Below are 15,285 nucleotides of genomic sequence, written 5' to 3' on the forward strand. Positions count from 1 at the left end.
GCCGGCCGACGCATCGGCAACAAGGCACGAGCGGCCGGTTGGTCTGTGAGTCAGACCGGCCGGAAGAGCGCTTGCAGATCCTCGCAGTTGGTCTGCGGCCGGTGGGCGCGGGTGAGCTTGCCGGCCGCACCGAGGTCGGCCAGCGCCTGCTGCCAGGCGAAGCTCTTGCGGTAGGGCCAGGCGTTGTCGGTCAGGACCCGCTCGACGCGGCCGATGCCGTGTGCGGTGAAGAAGGCCGCGGCCCGGCGCAGGAAGGCGGCGCAGGTGGCGGCCTTCTCGTCCGGGTGGATTTCGCTGTAGGCGAGGCGGCTGTGGTCGTCGACGGCGGAGTGGATGTAGTCGAAGCCCATGCTGCTGCGGCGGGCTCGGCCGGCCTGGCGGCCCAGGACCTTGTGGCCGCTGCCGTCGGGGATCCGGCCGAGTTTCTTGACGTCCACGTGGACCAGTTCGCCGGGCCGGTCACGCTCGTAGCGGCGGATGACCTCTCCGGTGGGCCGGTCCAGGAAGGCCAGACGGTTCAGGCCGTGCCGGGTGAGGATGCGGTGCACGGTCGAGGCGGGCAGGCCCAGGATCGGTCCCAGGCGTGCCGGCCCGAGCTTGCGGGTTTGCCGCAGTCGGCAGGCGCGGGCTTCGGCTGCGGCACTGGTTCGGTGTGGTGTCGTGCGTGGACGGCTGGAGCGGTCGAAGAGCCCGCTTTCGCGCTCGGAGTGCCAGCGTCGGATCCACTTGTGGGCCGTGGGGCGGGAGATGCCCATCTCCGCGGCGACGTGCGCGACGGGACGGCCCGAGCGAACACGGTCGATCAGCAGTCGCCTGCCATGAACAGTCAGCCGGGCATTACGGTGGGACACGAAGGCCTCCGTGTGTGGTGAAGATTCGACACCTCCACCACACACGGAGGCCTTCGCCATGATCAAGCCAGGCCAGCGCTAACAACGCTCGTGATCAATACAACTAGCAGCTACCTGCGGCGGCCCTCTGGTTCACCTTGTACGCCGTCAGAAGGTCGTTGCCCCCGGCGGGCGTACCGATGATGGTCCGGAACTGGCTTCAAGATCACCCTCTGCCTCTTTGGGCTTCCCTCGGCGATCTCGCGTAACGGTCAGCGGCCACATGGCGTCGGCGCGGTGTCACCCCGCCGCGGGGCGGGGCCGTACCGACGTACAGGGGAGGGTGACGGCCGCCTCACCACGGTTCGTGGAACTCGATGCCGAAGTGCCGGCGGAGTCCAGCGCGTTGGTCGGCCGTGGTCAGGACCATGATGTCGTCCGTGGTGCCGGGCGGCTTCTTGGGGCCGTTGTCGACACAGCGGAAGGAGCGGGGGTCGTCGTCGGGGCTGAGCGCTTCGATGGCGGCCTGGGCCGCGCCCATGTCGAGGTAGTCGTTCGACTCCTGCTCTATGTAGAAGGAGAGCTCCTCGCCGTTGCGGTCGAAGTACAGCGTCCCGCGACCGTCCTCCTCCTGGTACACCTCGTACTCCCCGTCCTTGTCGTCCTTGTCGTCCTCGTCGTCGTCCTTGTCGAAGACGAAGCGATAGTTCGTGACGGTGACCTTCCCTCCGGTGAGTGCCGCGGCCCTGTCCAGGAGCCACGCGTAGTACTCGTCGGCGTAGTCGACATCATCGGCGTGGATACTGACGGCCACGCCGAACTCCTCGAGGGTGTCGGCGATGTCATGGGGATCGTCCAGTGTGTCGTGCGCGTAGTCCCTGAAGTCGTGCAGGACGCCACGGGCCTTCTCCTGAGTGATCATGCCGAGGTCGACGAGGACTTCGGCCATCCGTGTGTAGGTGACCCGTCCGGGCTTCACCTCGTATCGGGGCCTGAGATCGGGATCGGCCTTCAACTGCCGTGCCTCTTCGTCCAGTTCCTGAAGCTGCCGAGGCGTGAGGGGCGGCGGAAGGTGCTCCGGGGCGACGAGCGGCCACAGGACCTCGGGCCAGGGCTCGGCGGCGTCTCCTGGGCCAGGCGACGCGGGGTCAGCGCGCCCGGGCCCCTCGAGGGCACAGGGAAAACGGTCCACCACTTCACGCAGGCTCGCGCCCGCGAGAACGTCACGCACCATGTCGGCAGGGTGCTCGGTGTGGCCGTCGTAACGGAACGGCTGGGCGACGAACGCGGAGTCCGTCCAGTAGGAGTCCTTGCCATACCACGTCCCGGGCGGCGCCTTGGGGTTGGACGTGCGGTACTGCCAGCTGGCGCTCTTGTGGCGGACAACGTACTCACCGATATACCAGGCGGTCATGGTCCAGAAGTCCCGGCCCGCGACCTTGTCGTACTTCGCGACCGTCCCGAGGCGTTGGCGCAGCAGCTTCTCCAGGGCGTCGAGCGAGTCGGCCTGAAAGTTCCAGCGCTCGACGCCCCCGCCGGCCGTGTCCGCCCACCAGGTGCGGTAGTGGTAGAGGCACGCGTCCGGCCACCGTCGCCACCCGTCGTCGTACGCGTCCAGTTCATGGCGTCGCACCCACGGCGTACGGACGCGCTCCGGCGTCCACCCGGGGTGCGCCGCCGCGTGGTCCACGACCGCCCTGCGCAGGCGCAGCGCGACGGTGGTGAAGATGTTCCGTGTCTTCTCGTAGACCGCCTGGCCGACGAGCAGCATCGGAACGATGGGCTCCAGACCGAGCGCAGGATCCGGCTGTACGGCGGGCACCCCCCCGGCCCCCGCACACTCCTCCCACACCCAGCGCCCGCCGCCCGCCCTGAGGAGCACCTCCCCGAAGTAGCCCGCCAGGGACTCCATGACCATGGCGGCCTCGTCCGTGCCGTCACCGGCCCCGTACCGGATGCCGAGGTCGCGCTCCAGGACCTGCAGCGAGTCGATCGAGAAATCGTGCTCCCAGCCCCCGGCGGTGAACCGGTCGCACAGCTTGTCCATCAGCTCGTGCAGGTACTCGATCCATACGTACAGAGAATGGGCGGGCGTGCCCTCAGGTTCGTCCCTGCCGGCGTAATAGGTGCCCAGGGCTGGGTAGTTGGCGTCCATGTGACCCGAAGGTAGGGCATGGCACTGACATCGACAGCGGGGATATCGCCGAGGTAAGCCCCGAAGCCGCCAGAAGTAGATCTTGGAGCGTCAGCGCTTCCGGCAGGCGGCAGGGCCTCCTCTCGGCGACGTGCCGCGCAAATGCAACGCCCCCCGGCCGCCGAATACCGCAGAACCCACCGAGCTAGAGACGGGACGAGTTCCAAAAACACTTCGAGCTACGCAAGGTCGAACCCGGCACCTGCGGACGCCCCTACGCCACCACCTGCGCAGCACCACAGGGCATCGGAGAATGATCGGCATGGCAGCCACACCCACCGCTCCCCTCCTGGTTGCCGCAGCAGCCCGCGAGGCACTTCGGCCCCCGGTCTCCAGCAGCGCGGAAGGTCACGAACCTGGATCGACGACCACGGATGGTGGCTGAGCATCGTCGAGTTCCAGCCCGGCCGCAACGACGGCAGCTATCTGAACGTCGGCGTGATGTGGTTGTGGCAGGACAGAGATCATCTGGCATTCGACCTCGGCGGCCGCGAGCCCGGATTCGAGCGGTTCGTGAACCCCACCCAGTTCCCCCTCGACGCGCAAACCCTCGCGCGACGAGCCGCCGACCTGGCACTGGAAAACCGGGCCACGTTCATTGACCTGCCGTCCACCACCAACTTCCTGACCTCGCACAAACCTCGCCCCGGCCACTTCTGGGACAACTACCACGCCGGGATTGCCGCCGGACTGACCGGTGATACCTCCACCGCGCGGCGACGCCTGGACCAGGTCCTGGCCGAGGATGCCGTCGCGCCTTGGATGGCCCACGCTCAGAAGTCCGCCCGGCAACTGCACGCCCTGGCAGAGGATCCCGAAGCCTTCCGGGACTGGGCGACGAAAGCCATCAACTCCTGCAGGCAGCAGCTCAAGCTCCAAACGCGGCAGGAGACAGCGGCCAGCGGCAGCTACTGGAGCTGACTCGCGCCCCGAAACTGCCATGCGCTGTGAGAATCACACCGATGGCGTCCCAGACGAGGTGCCGCACCACAGGTCAGAGCGCACACACTCGCCATGATCCATGAGACATTCGATCCCTTCGAATCCGGTCCCGGCCTCATGGCTCTCCGGCCTCGACCCAAGTCTCACGCAGACCTGACACCTCGCAGGTCAGGGCGCATCCAGATGACGTGCTCGATGAGACAGGACAGGCGGGCTCGTCTCAGGATCAATGAAGTCAGAAGAAGAGGAGCCACCCCCTACGGGCCCTCGGGGCTGGTGTCCCCGGCTCGCACGGCGGCCGCCGTCTCCAGCAGGCACCAGCCGTCGACCTCCACCACCCGCGGCTCCCCTGGCTGCCACCCCCCGGCCAACGCCACGTCGAGCAAAGCCCGCACGGCGCCCGGCTCGTGCAGGTTCAGGTCTACACCCCGGATGAAGCCCACGTCCCCGGAGCCGAAGGGGGCGCCGCTCGGGACGTACCGGCCGGGACCGGCGGCAAAGACAATGCGTAGCGGGCCGCCGGTGCCGGCCGGATGCGGGGACAGGGTCAGGACTTGGCGGCAGTCCACGGCCCGGCCATCGGCGCCCCTTCGGTGGCTATGGCGCATCGTCCACATGTACACGCGCCCGTTGGCGACCAGCCGGCGGGACTTCTTCGAATGGCGAGGCACGCAGCCGAGGGTACGCGGCCTCCTCTACGAGACGCCCTAGCGTGACGGGCAAGCCAGTTGCGGCATCACAGGGCCTTCCAGGAAGTGCAACCCGGCGGTGAATGCGCCTGCGCCACCGCCCCATGTACGCGGCGGCCGGTTTGGGGAACCCCGAACCCCAGCGCCACCATCCCCCGGCGTACCGGCGATGTCTGACCCGGCGACCACAGACTGTTCCGGTACGAAGCCCAACCCATCGGCCGCCACAGGCTGCCTTCCGCCGGTCCGGCGTGGCTGCGCTGGTACCCCATCTACCCTGGCGTCTCTTTCGTACTCACCGGCGCCTCCCGGGCCAGGCTGAGGAATCGGATCAGCGATGTGCAGGCGATGGCCGCACAGCACCCACCCGTCGCCGCCCTCGCCCGCGAGGTCCCTCTCGGAGCCGTCACTCTGGAAGACATCGACCACAACCGTCCCTCCGGCTCAGTGTGGGTGCCGCTGCCTGGAGGCCAGCCCCGCTCATGGACCAACCTGTCATCACAAAGCGCGGCGTTGAGAAGGTCGCTGGCGGTAGCGGGTGCACCTGATACCGCAGCCCTGGTCGAGGAACCGAGTAGAGGTTTCCGCCGAACGCGACCAGGCAGTCCTTGCCGACCGGCCGCAGATGCTGCTCGGCCACCAAGTACGGAGTCGGCGGCAGCGTTTGAGGGCCGCGTGGTCGCGGGCGGCCCGGATGCCGATGACTTCCCGGTGCGTCTTGTGGATCTGGTCCCGCCGCCTGGGCACCCAGGCGGCGAACGCGGCGTCCATCTCCTCCAGCGAGGAGAACGCCCGCCCTGACAACACATGATCGCGAACGATGAGAACCTGTCGTTCAACCGGCCCTTTTCCGGTGGGCGATAGGCGGCCAGGACGTCGATGTCGAAGTCGTAGTGCCCGGCGAAAGCGACCGCCTCCGGATGCAGCGGGACCGCCTCGCCGGGAGCGACGTGCCGACGGACGACGGTCTTGGTCCGGTCGTAGACGATCGTCATCGGCATCCCTCTAATATGCGGGTCTTGGTGTCAAGAGATGGCTTGCGCTGGGCCGCCTGACGGCTCGTTGTCCGAGGCCCCGGGGATAATGGCGTCGTGACAACGTTCCCCTCCACCCCAGCCGACCCTTCCCGCACCTGGGTCGAGTCGATGGGCGGCCCGCTGATCGCAGTGCCGGTTTCCGCGCTGACCCAGTGGCATGGTTGCACCCAGTCGGGGATGGTCGTCGGCAGCGGTGACGGTCTGGACGACTATGACCGCGCCTGCGAGGTGGAAGGTCTGGCCGGCGTGATCGCCGTCGGCGAGGAGGGCGCACAGGGACTTGTCCTGGCGGACGAGCCGGCCAGCAGCTTCTATCTGCCGGAGCACCAGGCCTTCGTTCGCTGGCTGGGCGCCAACAGCGAGGCCGACCTGATCGCCGCGGCCCGGGCGGTGCTCGCCGACTCCACCACCATGTGGGAGGAGTGCGGCATTTGGGAGACGGATGGCCCAGCGGTTCTCATGGACTCCGTGACCGCCGGAGCCGAGCTCAGCGTCGAGTACCCGAACGGCGGAGGCATGCCGGAGCAGGCCCCCGTCGCCCTGCCGCCCGGCAGCTGGATGGTCCGCGCCGTCCATGCCTCACCCATCAAGGACACCTCGGTGGGCGTGATCCAACTTCTGTCTCAGCCATCGAGCTGAGCGAGATCAGCCCTCGGCAGGAGGAGGTCAGGACGCTTCCCCGTCAAGTCGGCTGAGGAGTCCGTCGAAGATCTGCTCGTGGGCGACCTGTCCCTTGGCCGCCGCGTCGTCTCGCTGGCGTTCGAGGACCTCGTCCTTGGACCGACTTGTGATCACAGGGCCCCACGCCATGAAAGCCGTCGGCGGTGCCGCGGATTCTGCGGCCGTGAAGACCCGACCCGGCTCATGGTCGGGCGCGGCGTTCGGTAGAGCGCCTCGACGTGGGCCGGGTACTCGTTCCCGGCCGGCGGCTGCGGCGCGTCTCGGAGTGCCACGGCATCCCCCTCACAAAGATCGTTTCCCGCCGGCGTGTAGATCAATTCCTACTGCGCATGCAGATCCGGCTCGACGCCCTTGCCCCGGACAGCCAACGGCCCGACCGTCGACGGGTGAGAACCAGCCGATCGGCGGGGGCAGTCCGGCCACCTGCCGGATGGTTCTGCCGGCACGGTTCCTGAAGTCTTGTGACCAATGCCGCCGTCGGCTTGATCTCCCTGAGGGCATAGGTGGGCCACATCGTGGCCATCGTGCGGCCCCCACTTGATCACACCACGAGGTCGGCATTTGTCCCGTCCCGATCGGAGAAGGGGGCCGGATAGTGACTGTGCGAGTAACGATGCTGTGTGCTGCTGCCGCGGAAGGCAGCGACGGCCTGGTCTTCGGGGACGGGGCCCTGAATGACCACGGACGGCATGAGGACATACCGACGGAAGAAGTAATTGCGCCGTACTCACTGGCGCTCCGAGCTCCCTCCGCCCGCTGCGCGCGGGCCGCTGAGTCCCTCGCGATCGCAGCCACGCCCGAGACTGCTCTGCGTGACCTGGACTACGGCAGCTGGTACGGCCGCCAGCGGAAAGACATCGTGGCCAAAGACCCCTACGGCTTCTCGGCTTGGCTGACCAATCCCGACGCCGCGCCGCACGGGGGCGAGTCCGTCGCTCGACTCTGCCGTCGGACAGCGGCATGGCTGAGTTCTCTGCCCGCCGATATGGAGCGGATACTCACGGTCACCGAGGCTTCCGTCATTCGAGCCTCACTGGTCCATGTCCTGTCCGCACCTGCCCGCGCCTTCTGGCATCTCGGTGTTCCGCCCCTGTCCGCGGTGACGCTGACGATGCGCGACGGCTGCTGGAATGCCCGGCTCGGCGGCATGGCCATCCCGCAGCAACCGCAGTCGGCCGACGGTTCTGCATCCGTCGCAGTGCTGCGCACGCAGGCAACCGGGTGGTATCCACCCCTCCTCGTCCGGCCATGACCTCCATGTCCTTCTCGTCAGCGGACTCACGCGCCCTTCGACGAGGCGCTCGGCTACGGTGCCACCGCAGCAGGAGGTACGAACTCAGAGGAATGGACAACGCCGGCGCCGAAGGTGCCAGGATGCTGAGCAAGCCACGGCGACGATCCAAAACGCAGGCGGTTCAGCTCCGGAAGGGCTGTCATGACGGGCCGACGGCCTCTCAGCGGACGGCCCCAGCGGCACAGCCGCCCCCGCCGTGGTCCGAATCGGACAGTGGTCCGATAGCGGCTGGAGCACACGTGATCCGGGTACTGGTGGTCGACGACGACGCCCTGATCCGCACAGGCTTCCAGCGCATCCTTGATGCCGCCGACGGTATCGAGGTCGTTGGGGCGGTGCCAGGCGGGCAGGCTCTGCGGACTGTGCGCAAGAGACGCCTCGACATCGTTTTGCTGGACATCCGGATGCCGGACGTGGACGGGCTCACCGTCCTGGGTCACATTCGCGAACTGCCGGAGCCTCCAGTGGTGGCCACGCTGACCACATTCGACATAGACAAGTACCCGGAGACGGCGCTGCGCTCGGGTGCTGCCGGTTTCCTTCTCAAGGACACCGATCCCGAGGCACTGCCCCTCGCGGTGCGGAGCCTGGCCCGCGGCGGCACAGTGCTGTCGTCCCAGGTGACGCGTGTGGTGGTGGAGGGCTATCCGAGCGCAGGAGCACAGGAGCACCCACCGCAGGTACTCAAGCGCCTGACCGGCCGTGAACGTGAGGTGCTCGTCCTCATCGCCGAGGGTCTGTCGAAAGCCGACATCGCGACCCGGATGCATCTGAGCACCGGCACGGTCAAGGATCACGTCAGCGCGATCCTCGCCAAGCTGGAGGTCAGCGGCCCGGTGCAGGCCACGCTCTTCGCCGAAAGGGCCGGACTCCTCACCAGGAGGACAGGATGACCCGCCGCCCGGCTCCGCTGCTCTTGGACGGCGTGGCGGTGGGTCTGGCTCTCCTCGATGTCTGGGTTCCCTGGGATGCCGAGGAGCCGTGGCGGACAGCCTGTGGCCTGGCAGCTGCCATCGCCCTGCTGCTGCGCCGACGGTGACCGCTGCTCACCTTCGTCCTCACCCTCCCAGCCGTCCTGCTGGCCGATGCGGTCTGCGCGTGCCTAGTCGCCGATTCCTCGGTGCGAGGACGACGGCCCCGGGAAGGGGAGCCACGGGTCGCCATGCGGCGCTGAATCGCTGGCCTCCGCTGGGCTGTTGTATCCGTTCTGGACGTGGGCCCGCCGGGGCGATGCACTGTGTGCGGATCATCGGGCGATCGAGATCGCGAAGGGCGCGAATCCGCTGGACCGCATCACGTGCGGTACGAACAGTATCGCGGCCTCTGTGGCGCGGGCGGTCTGGATCCCGCCGAGGTCGGTGATCCAGTCCTTGTGCCAGCCGAGGTTGATGAGCAGTTCGCGGACGGTCTGCTTGGCCTGGGGGTCCTCGCCGGAGAGGAAGGCGTCGGGCGCCTGGGTGAGCGCGGCGGGCGCGGTCATCACCGGGAAGAGCATGGTGTTGAGTGTCTTGACGACGCGCGTTTCGGGGAGTGCCTCCTGGAGTTGCTCGGCGAGGCTTGAGCCGGGGTAAATCAGGTCGGCGGGCAGTCCGTCCGGTCCGTCGGTGGTGGCGTTGGAGACGTCGACGAGGATCTTGTCGCGCAGTTCCTCGCGGAGGGCGACGAGCCGGTCCAGCGAGCCGGCACCCGGGGTGGCGTTGATGACGATCTGGGCTGTCCGGGCGGCGTCGGCGGCGGCGCCCGGCGCGCGGTCCGCCACGGTCACCTCATGCCCTGCCGGCGCCCGCGCGGACCTGCTGCCCGGGGCGTGGCGCGAACCGCGCTGGCCCGCGCAGCCAGGCGTGGAAATGCCGCATACCTCATCGGGGTCGACTCCCTTGGCCAGCAACTGAGCCAAAGCCTCTGCGTCCTCGTCCTCCACCGCTTGATGCGCTGGCGTCCAAATGTTCTCCACGGCGCCATTCAACAGTTGCTGCACACCGCCCGGCCAGCGCCCTTCCAGGCTCCCCTCACCAACTGAGATGAGTTGTAAGGCGGACGGACCGTCACGAGCGGAGTACCAGTTGGCCACCGGCATACGGAAGGGCCTTTGCGCGCGGCAGGTGCACCAGAACATTCTCGCCGGCCGGGACTCCGTCCTCTCGTGGCGTCTTGGCCCTGACAGACTGCCCGGCGACCTCGACCTCGAGCACGCGCTGCGCACCGTGGTCGCTGACGCCCCGCAGTCGGCCCGGGAAGGTGTTGGGGCCGGGGTCCGTGACGAACTTGACGTATTCGGGCCGCACACCGACCTGGACCTCGGTCGTGCTGCGGGGAATGTCCCAGGCGACGGACAGCGGTCGGCCGCCCAGCGCGAGGGGGCCATCGCTGCGATCCACGGTCAGGAAGTTCATCGCCGGTGAGCCGATGAAGTAGCCGACGTAGGTGGAGGAGGGCGCCTCGAACAGCTGCTCAGGGGTGCCTTGCTGCACGGCTCGGCCGTCCTTCATGACGAGCAATTCCTGCGCGAAGCTCATCGCCTCGTACTGGTCGTGCGTCACATAGATCACGGTCGGCCGGAACTGTTCAGTGATCTCTCGTATCCTGCGCCGCAGTGAGTGCTTCAGCTGCGGGTCGATCACGGTGAGCGGTTCGTCCATCAGGACGGCCGCCACGTCGTCACGGACCAGGCCGCGGCCGAGTGAGATCAGCTGCTTGTCGTCGGCGGTGAGCCCGCGAGCTGGCAGCCCCAGTCGGTCCTGAAGGTCCAGGGCCTCGGCGACCTGCCGGACCTTGGCGTCGATCCTCGTCTTCTCCCAGCGCCGGCACTGCAGCGGGAAGGCGAGGTTGTCGTAGACCGTCATCGACTTGTAGATCACGGGGAACTGGAAGACCTGGGCGATGTTGCGCGCCTTGGTGGGCAGGGCGGTGACGTCGACGCCGTCGAACAGCACCCGTCCGCGTGATGGTCTGACCAGGCCGGACAGGATGTTCAGCAGCGTCGTCTTACCGCACCCCGAAGGCCCGACCAGCGCATAGGTTTTGCCGGACTCGAAGGTCAGCTTCAGCGGCTTGAGGGCCCACCGCTCCTCCTCTGCGCCCGGCGCGTACGCGTGCCCGACGTCGACGATGTCCAACTGCGCCATATCAACGGCCTTCCACTGAAGCGAGATCGTATGTAGGTGTCCGCACGAGCGCCCCTTGCTCGTCGAAAGCGAACAGCCGGTCGGGACGGAGCCGGAGTTTGACCAGGTCGCCGAGGGCGACGTCGTGGATGCCCTCGATCTGTACGACGAAGGGGGTCTCGCCGACGGCCACATGGACGAAGGTCTCGGAGCCGGAGATCTCGACGAACGTGACCTCGCCCTCGACCCCGCCGTCAGCCAGGCTGACGTCGGTGGCGCGCAGGCCGAACTGGTAGGCGCCGTCCGGCAGGTCGGCCAGGTGCGCGGAGACGTGCGTGGCCTGGAAACCGGCCACCGTGACCTGTCCGCCCTCCAGTCGGCCCGCGAAGATGTTCATGGGCGGGTCGTTGATGATGGACGCCACCGTGGTGGTCGCCGGGCGTTCGAAGACCTCCTGCGGGGTGCCGGTCTGCAGGATCCGTCCCTCGTGCATGACGAGGACCACGTCCCCGAGCATCATCGCCTCGGCGGGTTCGGTGGTCGTGTAGATGACGATCGTGTCGCCCTGGTCGGAGAAGAGGGCCTTGAACTCGTCACGCAGTTGTTCGCGCAACTTGTAGTCCAGGTTCGCCAGTGGCTCGTCGAGCAGGAGGATGCCGGTACCGCGGGCCAGGGCGCGTGCCATCGCGACGCGCTGCTGCTGGCCGCCGGAGAGCTGGGAAGGCTTGCGCTTCTCGAAGTCCGCAAGCCCCACGCTCGCCAGGCTCTGCCGGGCCCGGCGCCCGATCTCGTCCCGTGACAGCCTTGCCCGCTTCAGCGGGAAGGCCACGTTGTCGAACACATTCAGATGCGGGTAGTTGATGAACTGCTGGTAGACCATGGCGGTGTCGCGCCGCCATACCGGTGTCTTGAGGAAGTCGGCTCCCGCCAGGGTCAGCGAGCCGGAGTCCACCTTCTGCAGGCCGGCCAGGGCCCGTAGCAGCGTCGTCTTCCCGGCCATCGTCCGGCCGATGACGGTGTGCAGCCGTCCCGGCTGGAAGGTGGCGGTCACGTTCTTGAGGTGGTGGACGCCGTCGACGGTCAGGCACAGATCAGTGGCGTTGAGGTTCAACGGACGGCTCCCGACAGGTTCCCCTTGGACAGTAGGCGCTCCACCCAGAGGGCGAGCAGGATCAGCGGTGCCACGCCGAAGAGCGCGGCTGCGGACAGCGTCCACCACGGTGGAATCGAGGAGTTGAGGGCGACGACCGCCTGGGGCAGGGTCTGGACCTCGGTGAAGGTCAGCCGGAAGGCGAAGAAGAAGTCGTTCCAGCCGAACACGGCGCAGAACATCGCCGCGACGGTCAGCCCGGGCAGGGAGTTCGGCAGGATCGCCCGTACGAAGGTCTGGAACGGGGGGCAGCCGTCCAGCATCGCCATCTCGTCGATCTCCCGGGGGATGCCGTTGAAGAAGTCCACCATCACCCACACCGCGATCGGCAGCAGGAGCGCGACCGTCACGATGACCAGGCCCGCGATGGTGTCCAGGAGGCCACCCCACTGCAGGAGGTAGAAGAAGGGGATCACCAGGACGACGGGCGGCATGATCCGCTGGGAGACGAAGAAGAAGACGATGTCGCTGTTCTTGATGAAGCCCAGCCTGAACCGGTACCGGGACAGCGCGTAGGCGGCCAGCGACCCCAGCGCCAAGCTGATGGCGGACGCAGCGATGGTGACGATGGCACTGTTGATGAAGGGATCGATCACATCGACGCCGCCGGCTCCGCCGAAGATGTTGCGCCAGCCGGTGAGGGTGGGTTCGTACTGCCCCCAGGGGATGTAAGTCGGACCGCCCTGGACGGCGTTGGCGTTCTTGAAGCTGGTCGTCATCGCCCAGAAGAACGGTCCCGCGACGAAGCAGGCCCACAGGGCGATCACGGTGTACTTGAATACGGGGTAAAGGCGCGACCTCATGAGTCCCCCTTCAGCTTGAGGGCCCTGGTGAGCAGGGCGGCGACGACCGTGAGCGTGACGATCATCAGGACGAGGTAGGTCAGGGACATCGCCCCGCTGTAGCCGGTCTGCTGATCGCGGAGACCCTGGATGTAGAGGTAGTAGCCCGGGGTTTCCGTGGAGGAGCCCGGACCGCCGGACGTCAGGACGTAGACGCTGTCGGAGAGCTTGGACGCCTCGACCAGCCGGATGATGACCGCCGCCACCGAGACCGGTGCCATCAGCGGGAAGGTCACCTTCCAGAAGGTGCGCCAGGTGCCGGCGCCGTCGATCGCGGCGGCCATGAACGGTTCCTTGGGAAGGCTGAGCAGGCCGGCCAGCAGCAACAGGAACATGAAGGGGGTCCATTGCCAGACCTCGACGGTCATCAGCGCGAACAGGGCCGGTCCGGACTCGGTGAGCCAGGGAATTCCCGTCAGGCCCAGCATCCCCAGCAGGTCGTTCACCGGCCCCAGCGACTCATGGAAGATCGTCTGCCAGATGGCGGCCATCACCACCGGCGTGGTCATCATGGGGACGAGGAAGAGCACCCGCCAGAATCTGCGGCCGCGTACCTCGCGCCAGACCAGCAGCGCCATGCCGAACCCGATGAGGTACTGAATCAAAACCGTGCCGCCCGCCAGCAGGAACAGCCGGGTGATCGAGCCCCAGAAGCGGCTGTCGTCCAGCATCGCGGTGTAGTTGGCCCCTCCGATGAAGTCCATCTGAGGGTGGCTGACGTTCCAGCCGGAGAAGCTGACGCGGATGGTGAACAGCAGCGGGAAAATGATGATCAGAAAGAGCGTGAGCAGTCCCGGCAACAGGAACATGCTCTTGTGCCGGCGCAGGCCGTCCATGGTTCTCCTTGCGGAAGGGGGCGGGAGTCCCCGGGTGGCCGGCCGGTGCGGTCCGGCCACCCGGGGCGCCCTGCGTTCGGATCAGGACTCGTCCTCGAGCACGACTACGTTGCGATAGGCGCTCTGGACCTTCTCCTTGCCGATCTGGTCGGTGATCTTGGCCCATTCCCTGGCTACGCCGTCCAGCGCGCGCTGCGGGGACGCCTGACCCGCGAGCGCCGCCGCGACGCCGTTGGCCAGCGCGGACATGTACTGGTTGACGCCGGGGACACGCAGGTCGAAGACGCGGTTGGGGTTCTCCTCCATGCCGGCGAGCGTCTTCACGTACGCCTTGGCGACGTCCTTGTCCCAGCCCTGCTTCTCCCAGAACTCCGGGTCGAGGTGGGAGATGCGGTAGGGGTTGACGCCGAAACGTCCGATGGTCAGGTCGAGAGCGGTGTTGGCCTCGTTGCTGAAGAAGCACAGGTAGTCGAAGGCCATCTCCTGGTGGCTGGATGCCTTGGCCACCGCGGAGGTCCATCCCCAGGTGAAGTAGGCCGCCTGGTTCGCCTTCTTGTCCCACGACTTCGTGGTGCGGTTGTAGACCTCCGTTGAGCCCGGCAGCGGCGCCGCCTCAACCGTGTTGCGGATCTTGCTGTCCGGCTGCTGGGCCTGGATGAAGGCGTCGTCCCAGGAGTAGGACATCAGGGTCTGGCCGCCTCCGAAGGAGAAGATCTCGTCTCCCAGGCCGAAGTTGGCGCCGCCGGGTGCCCAGGTGGCCTTGGCCTTGGCCATGTCTTCCAGGGCGCGGACGAAGCCGGGCGTGTTGATCAGCGGCTTCATGGTCTCCAGGTCGAAGAAGACACCGCCCTTGACGTCCGGATTCTTCACGTACGGCGCCGCCCTGCTGATGAACGCGGAGAACGTCAGGTCATCGCGCTTGGTGACCTCGGCGCTGCCGTAGTTCTTCTTGCCGTCGCCGTCGAAGTCCTTGCCGCTGAACACCTCGGCTATTTCCTGGTATTCGGCCCATGTCGTGGGGACCTTCAGGTCCTTGCCCGTGGCCTGCTTGTACTCGGCCTGCCACTTGGGGTCCTTCAGCACATCGCTGCGGACCTTGAGGTAGTGCCGGTCACCGTCCACCGGGTACTGGACGACCTTTCCGTCCCAGGTCGCCACGTCCATGTAGGCCGCGGTGACGTCCTGCATGCCGGTGGTGTTGAGGTACTTCTCCGGCACCGGTTCCAGGTACGGGGCCATGTCGCCGATCCACAGGGACGGGTAGAACATGACGTCGTACGCCGGCTGGCCCGCCTGGAGGGGCGTGAGGATCTTCTGGTGCAGCTCGCCGAAGGGGACATTGACCACCTCGACCTTCCCGCCGGTGATCTCCTCGAACTGCTTGGCGTGCAGCTGGGTCGGCTCACCGATGACGGGGACGGCATGGCTGATGATCTTCAGCGTCTGCCCGGAGTAGTCCTTGCGGCTGATCGACTCGTAGCTGCAGGAGCCGGGGACGTCCTTGACCTTCGTCGCCGGGTAGTCCTTGCCGTACTTCTTGTAGCTGATCTCCGAGCCGGGCTTGAAGAGCGCGGTCTTTTCCTTGGGCTTTTGCTGAGCCTCGTTCTGGGCGGTGCACGCGGTGGCGGTCAGTGCCGCTACGGCCGCGACGGCGACCAGGCCCTTGTACGGTCTGCTGCGCATGGG

Annotated in this window: 15 protein-coding genes and 2 pseudogenes; 6 read left to right on the top strand and 11 right to left on the bottom strand. The window is 67.3% G+C overall.

Going from position 1 to position 15,285, the window contains the following annotated elements; translation table 11 throughout:
• Window positions 1–86: 86 nt before the first annotated feature.
• A pseudogene (locus tag ACZ7M7_RS42340) lies at window positions 87–851 on the bottom strand (IS481 family transposase); the annotation flags it as partial.
• 334 nt (window positions 852–1,185) lie between these two features.
• Entirely contained in the window at window positions 1,186–2,985 is a 1,800-nt protein-coding gene (locus ACZ7M7_RS42345; RefSeq protein ID WP_472126853.1) for a hypothetical protein, read from the bottom strand.
• A 480-nt stretch (window positions 2,986–3,465) separates the two neighbouring features.
• Here ACZ7M7_RS42345 and ACZ7M7_RS42350 point away from each other — a divergent pair, with 480 nt between their 5' ends.
• Entirely contained in the window at window positions 3,466–3,945 is a 480-nt protein-coding gene (locus tag ACZ7M7_RS42350; RefSeq protein WP_472126856.1) for a hypothetical protein, read from the top strand.
• Window positions 3,946–4,223: 278 nt separating this feature from the next.
• On the opposite strand, the gene ACZ7M7_RS42355 is transcribed toward ACZ7M7_RS42350, so the two are convergent.
• Window positions 4,224–4,637 carry a hypothetical protein gene (locus ACZ7M7_RS42355; protein ID WP_383632390.1) on the bottom strand — a complete coding sequence of 138 codons (414 nt, stop codon included), beginning with the start codon at window positions 4,635–4,637 and terminating at the stop codon, window positions 4,224–4,226.
• A 207-nt stretch (window positions 4,638–4,844) separates the two neighbouring features.
• Here ACZ7M7_RS42355 and ACZ7M7_RS42360 point away from each other — a divergent pair.
• A pseudogene (locus tag ACZ7M7_RS42360) lies at window positions 4,845–5,150 on the top strand (replication-relaxation family protein); the annotation flags it as partial.
• On the opposite strand, the gene ACZ7M7_RS42365 reads toward ACZ7M7_RS42360, so the two are convergent.
• Window positions 5,062–5,295: a hypothetical protein gene (locus ACZ7M7_RS42365; protein WP_472126859.1), complete on the bottom strand. Its 234-nt coding sequence runs from the start codon at window positions 5,293–5,295 to the stop codon at window positions 5,062–5,064. The pseudogene ACZ7M7_RS42360 and the gene ACZ7M7_RS42365 overlap by 89 nt on opposite strands.
• A 451-nt stretch (window positions 5,296–5,746) precedes the next feature.
• Here ACZ7M7_RS42365 and ACZ7M7_RS42370 point away from each other — a divergent pair, with 451 nt between their 5' ends.
• Entirely contained in the window at window positions 5,747–6,331 is a 585-nt protein-coding gene (locus ACZ7M7_RS42370; protein WP_472126861.1) for an Imm21 family immunity protein, read from the top strand.
• 27 nt (window positions 6,332–6,358) lie between these two features.
• Here the strand turns inward: ACZ7M7_RS42370 and ACZ7M7_RS42375 are convergent, their stop codons facing one another.
• Complete coding sequence (locus ACZ7M7_RS42375) at window positions 6,359–6,487, bottom strand: hypothetical protein (protein ID WP_472126864.1); 129 nt, start codon at window positions 6,485–6,487, stop codon at window positions 6,359–6,361.
• A 487-nt stretch (window positions 6,488–6,974) separates the two neighbouring features.
• Here ACZ7M7_RS42375 and ACZ7M7_RS42380 point away from each other — a divergent pair, with 487 nt between their 5' ends.
• The 3 genes from ACZ7M7_RS42380 to ACZ7M7_RS42390 all read left to right on the top strand — a co-directional run bounded on the left by ACZ7M7_RS42380 (window position 6,975) and on the right by ACZ7M7_RS42390 (window position 8,706).
• Entirely contained in the window at window positions 6,975–7,625 is a 651-nt protein-coding gene (locus ACZ7M7_RS42380; RefSeq protein ID WP_472126867.1) for a histidine phosphatase family protein, read from the top strand.
• 281 nt (window positions 7,626–7,906) lie between these two features.
• Window positions 7,907–8,560, top strand: a complete 654-nt coding sequence (locus ACZ7M7_RS42385) for a response regulator (RefSeq protein WP_472126869.1) — start codon at window positions 7,907–7,909, stop codon at window positions 8,558–8,560.
• Complete coding sequence (locus ACZ7M7_RS42390; protein ID WP_472126872.1) at window positions 8,557–8,706, top strand: hypothetical protein; 150 nt, start codon at window positions 8,557–8,559, stop codon at window positions 8,704–8,706. Before ACZ7M7_RS42385 ends, ACZ7M7_RS42390 begins: the two co-directional genes overlap by 4 nt.
• A gap of 207 nt (window positions 8,707–8,913) precedes the next feature.
• Here ACZ7M7_RS42390 and ACZ7M7_RS42395 read toward each other — a convergent pair whose 3' ends face one another.
• The 6 genes from ACZ7M7_RS42395 to ACZ7M7_RS42420 form a co-directional block, all read right to left on the bottom strand.
• Window positions 8,914–9,516 (bottom strand): NADPH-dependent F420 reductase, encoded by a 603-nt coding sequence (locus ACZ7M7_RS42395; protein ID WP_472126985.1) that lies wholly within the window; start codon window positions 9,514–9,516, stop codon window positions 8,914–8,916.
• Between the two features lie 196 nt (window positions 9,517–9,712).
• Window positions 9,713–10,792, bottom strand: coding sequence for an ABC transporter ATP-binding protein (locus ACZ7M7_RS42400; protein ID WP_472126875.1), 1,080 nt, complete (start codon window positions 10,790–10,792; stop codon window positions 9,713–9,715).
• Window position 10,793: 1 nt separating this feature from the next.
• Window positions 10,794–11,882: an ABC transporter ATP-binding protein gene (locus tag ACZ7M7_RS42405; protein ID WP_472126878.1), complete on the bottom strand. Its 1,089-nt coding sequence runs from the start codon at window positions 11,880–11,882 to the stop codon at window positions 10,794–10,796.
• Window positions 11,879–12,724 (bottom strand): carbohydrate ABC transporter permease, encoded by an 846-nt coding sequence (locus ACZ7M7_RS42410; protein WP_383605013.1) that lies wholly within the window; start codon window positions 12,722–12,724, stop codon window positions 11,879–11,881. The genes ACZ7M7_RS42405 and ACZ7M7_RS42410 overlap by 4 nt, the downstream gene beginning before the upstream one ends.
• Window positions 12,721–13,599, bottom strand: a complete 879-nt coding sequence (locus tag ACZ7M7_RS42415) for a carbohydrate ABC transporter permease (RefSeq protein ID WP_383605016.1) — start codon at window positions 13,597–13,599, stop codon at window positions 12,721–12,723. The genes ACZ7M7_RS42410 and ACZ7M7_RS42415 overlap by 4 nt, the downstream gene beginning before the upstream one ends.
• An 81-nt stretch (window positions 13,600–13,680) precedes the next feature.
• Window positions 13,681–15,282, bottom strand: a complete 1,602-nt coding sequence (locus tag ACZ7M7_RS42420; protein ID WP_472126881.1) for an extracellular solute-binding protein — start codon at window positions 15,280–15,282, stop codon at window positions 13,681–13,683.
• Window positions 15,283–15,285: the final 3 nt, after the last annotated feature.

The sequence above is a fragment of the Streptomyces sp. NPDC111606 genome (assembly GCF_055656945.1).

Excerpts from the sequence above, each read along its gene's own strand:
- ACZ7M7_RS42345 (WP_472126853.1), bottom strand. The coding sequence starts at position 2,985 with ATGGACGCCAACTACCCAGCCCTGGGCACCTATTACGCCGGCAGGGAC.
- ACZ7M7_RS42350 (WP_472126856.1), top strand. The coding sequence starts at position 3,466 with ATGTGGTTGTGGCAGGACAGAGATCATCTGGCATTCGACCTCGGCGGC.
- ACZ7M7_RS42390 (WP_472126872.1), top strand. The coding sequence starts at position 8,557 with ATGACCCGCCGCCCGGCTCCGCTGCTCTTGGACGGCGTGGCGGTGGGT.
- ACZ7M7_RS42400 (WP_472126875.1), bottom strand. The coding sequence starts at position 10,792 with ATGGCGCAGTTGGACATCGTCGACGTCGGGCACGCGTACGCGCCGGGC.
- ACZ7M7_RS42410 (WP_383605013.1), bottom strand. The coding sequence starts at position 12,724 with ATGAGGTCGCGCCTTTACCCCGTATTCAAGTACACCGTGATCGCCCTG.
- ACZ7M7_RS42415 (WP_383605016.1), bottom strand. The coding sequence starts at position 13,599 with ATGGACGGCCTGCGCCGGCACAAGAGCATGTTCCTGTTGCCGGGACTG.
- ACZ7M7_RS42420 (WP_472126881.1), bottom strand. The coding sequence starts at position 15,282 with ATGCGCAGCAGACCGTACAAGGGCCTGGTCGCCGTCGCGGCCGTAGCG.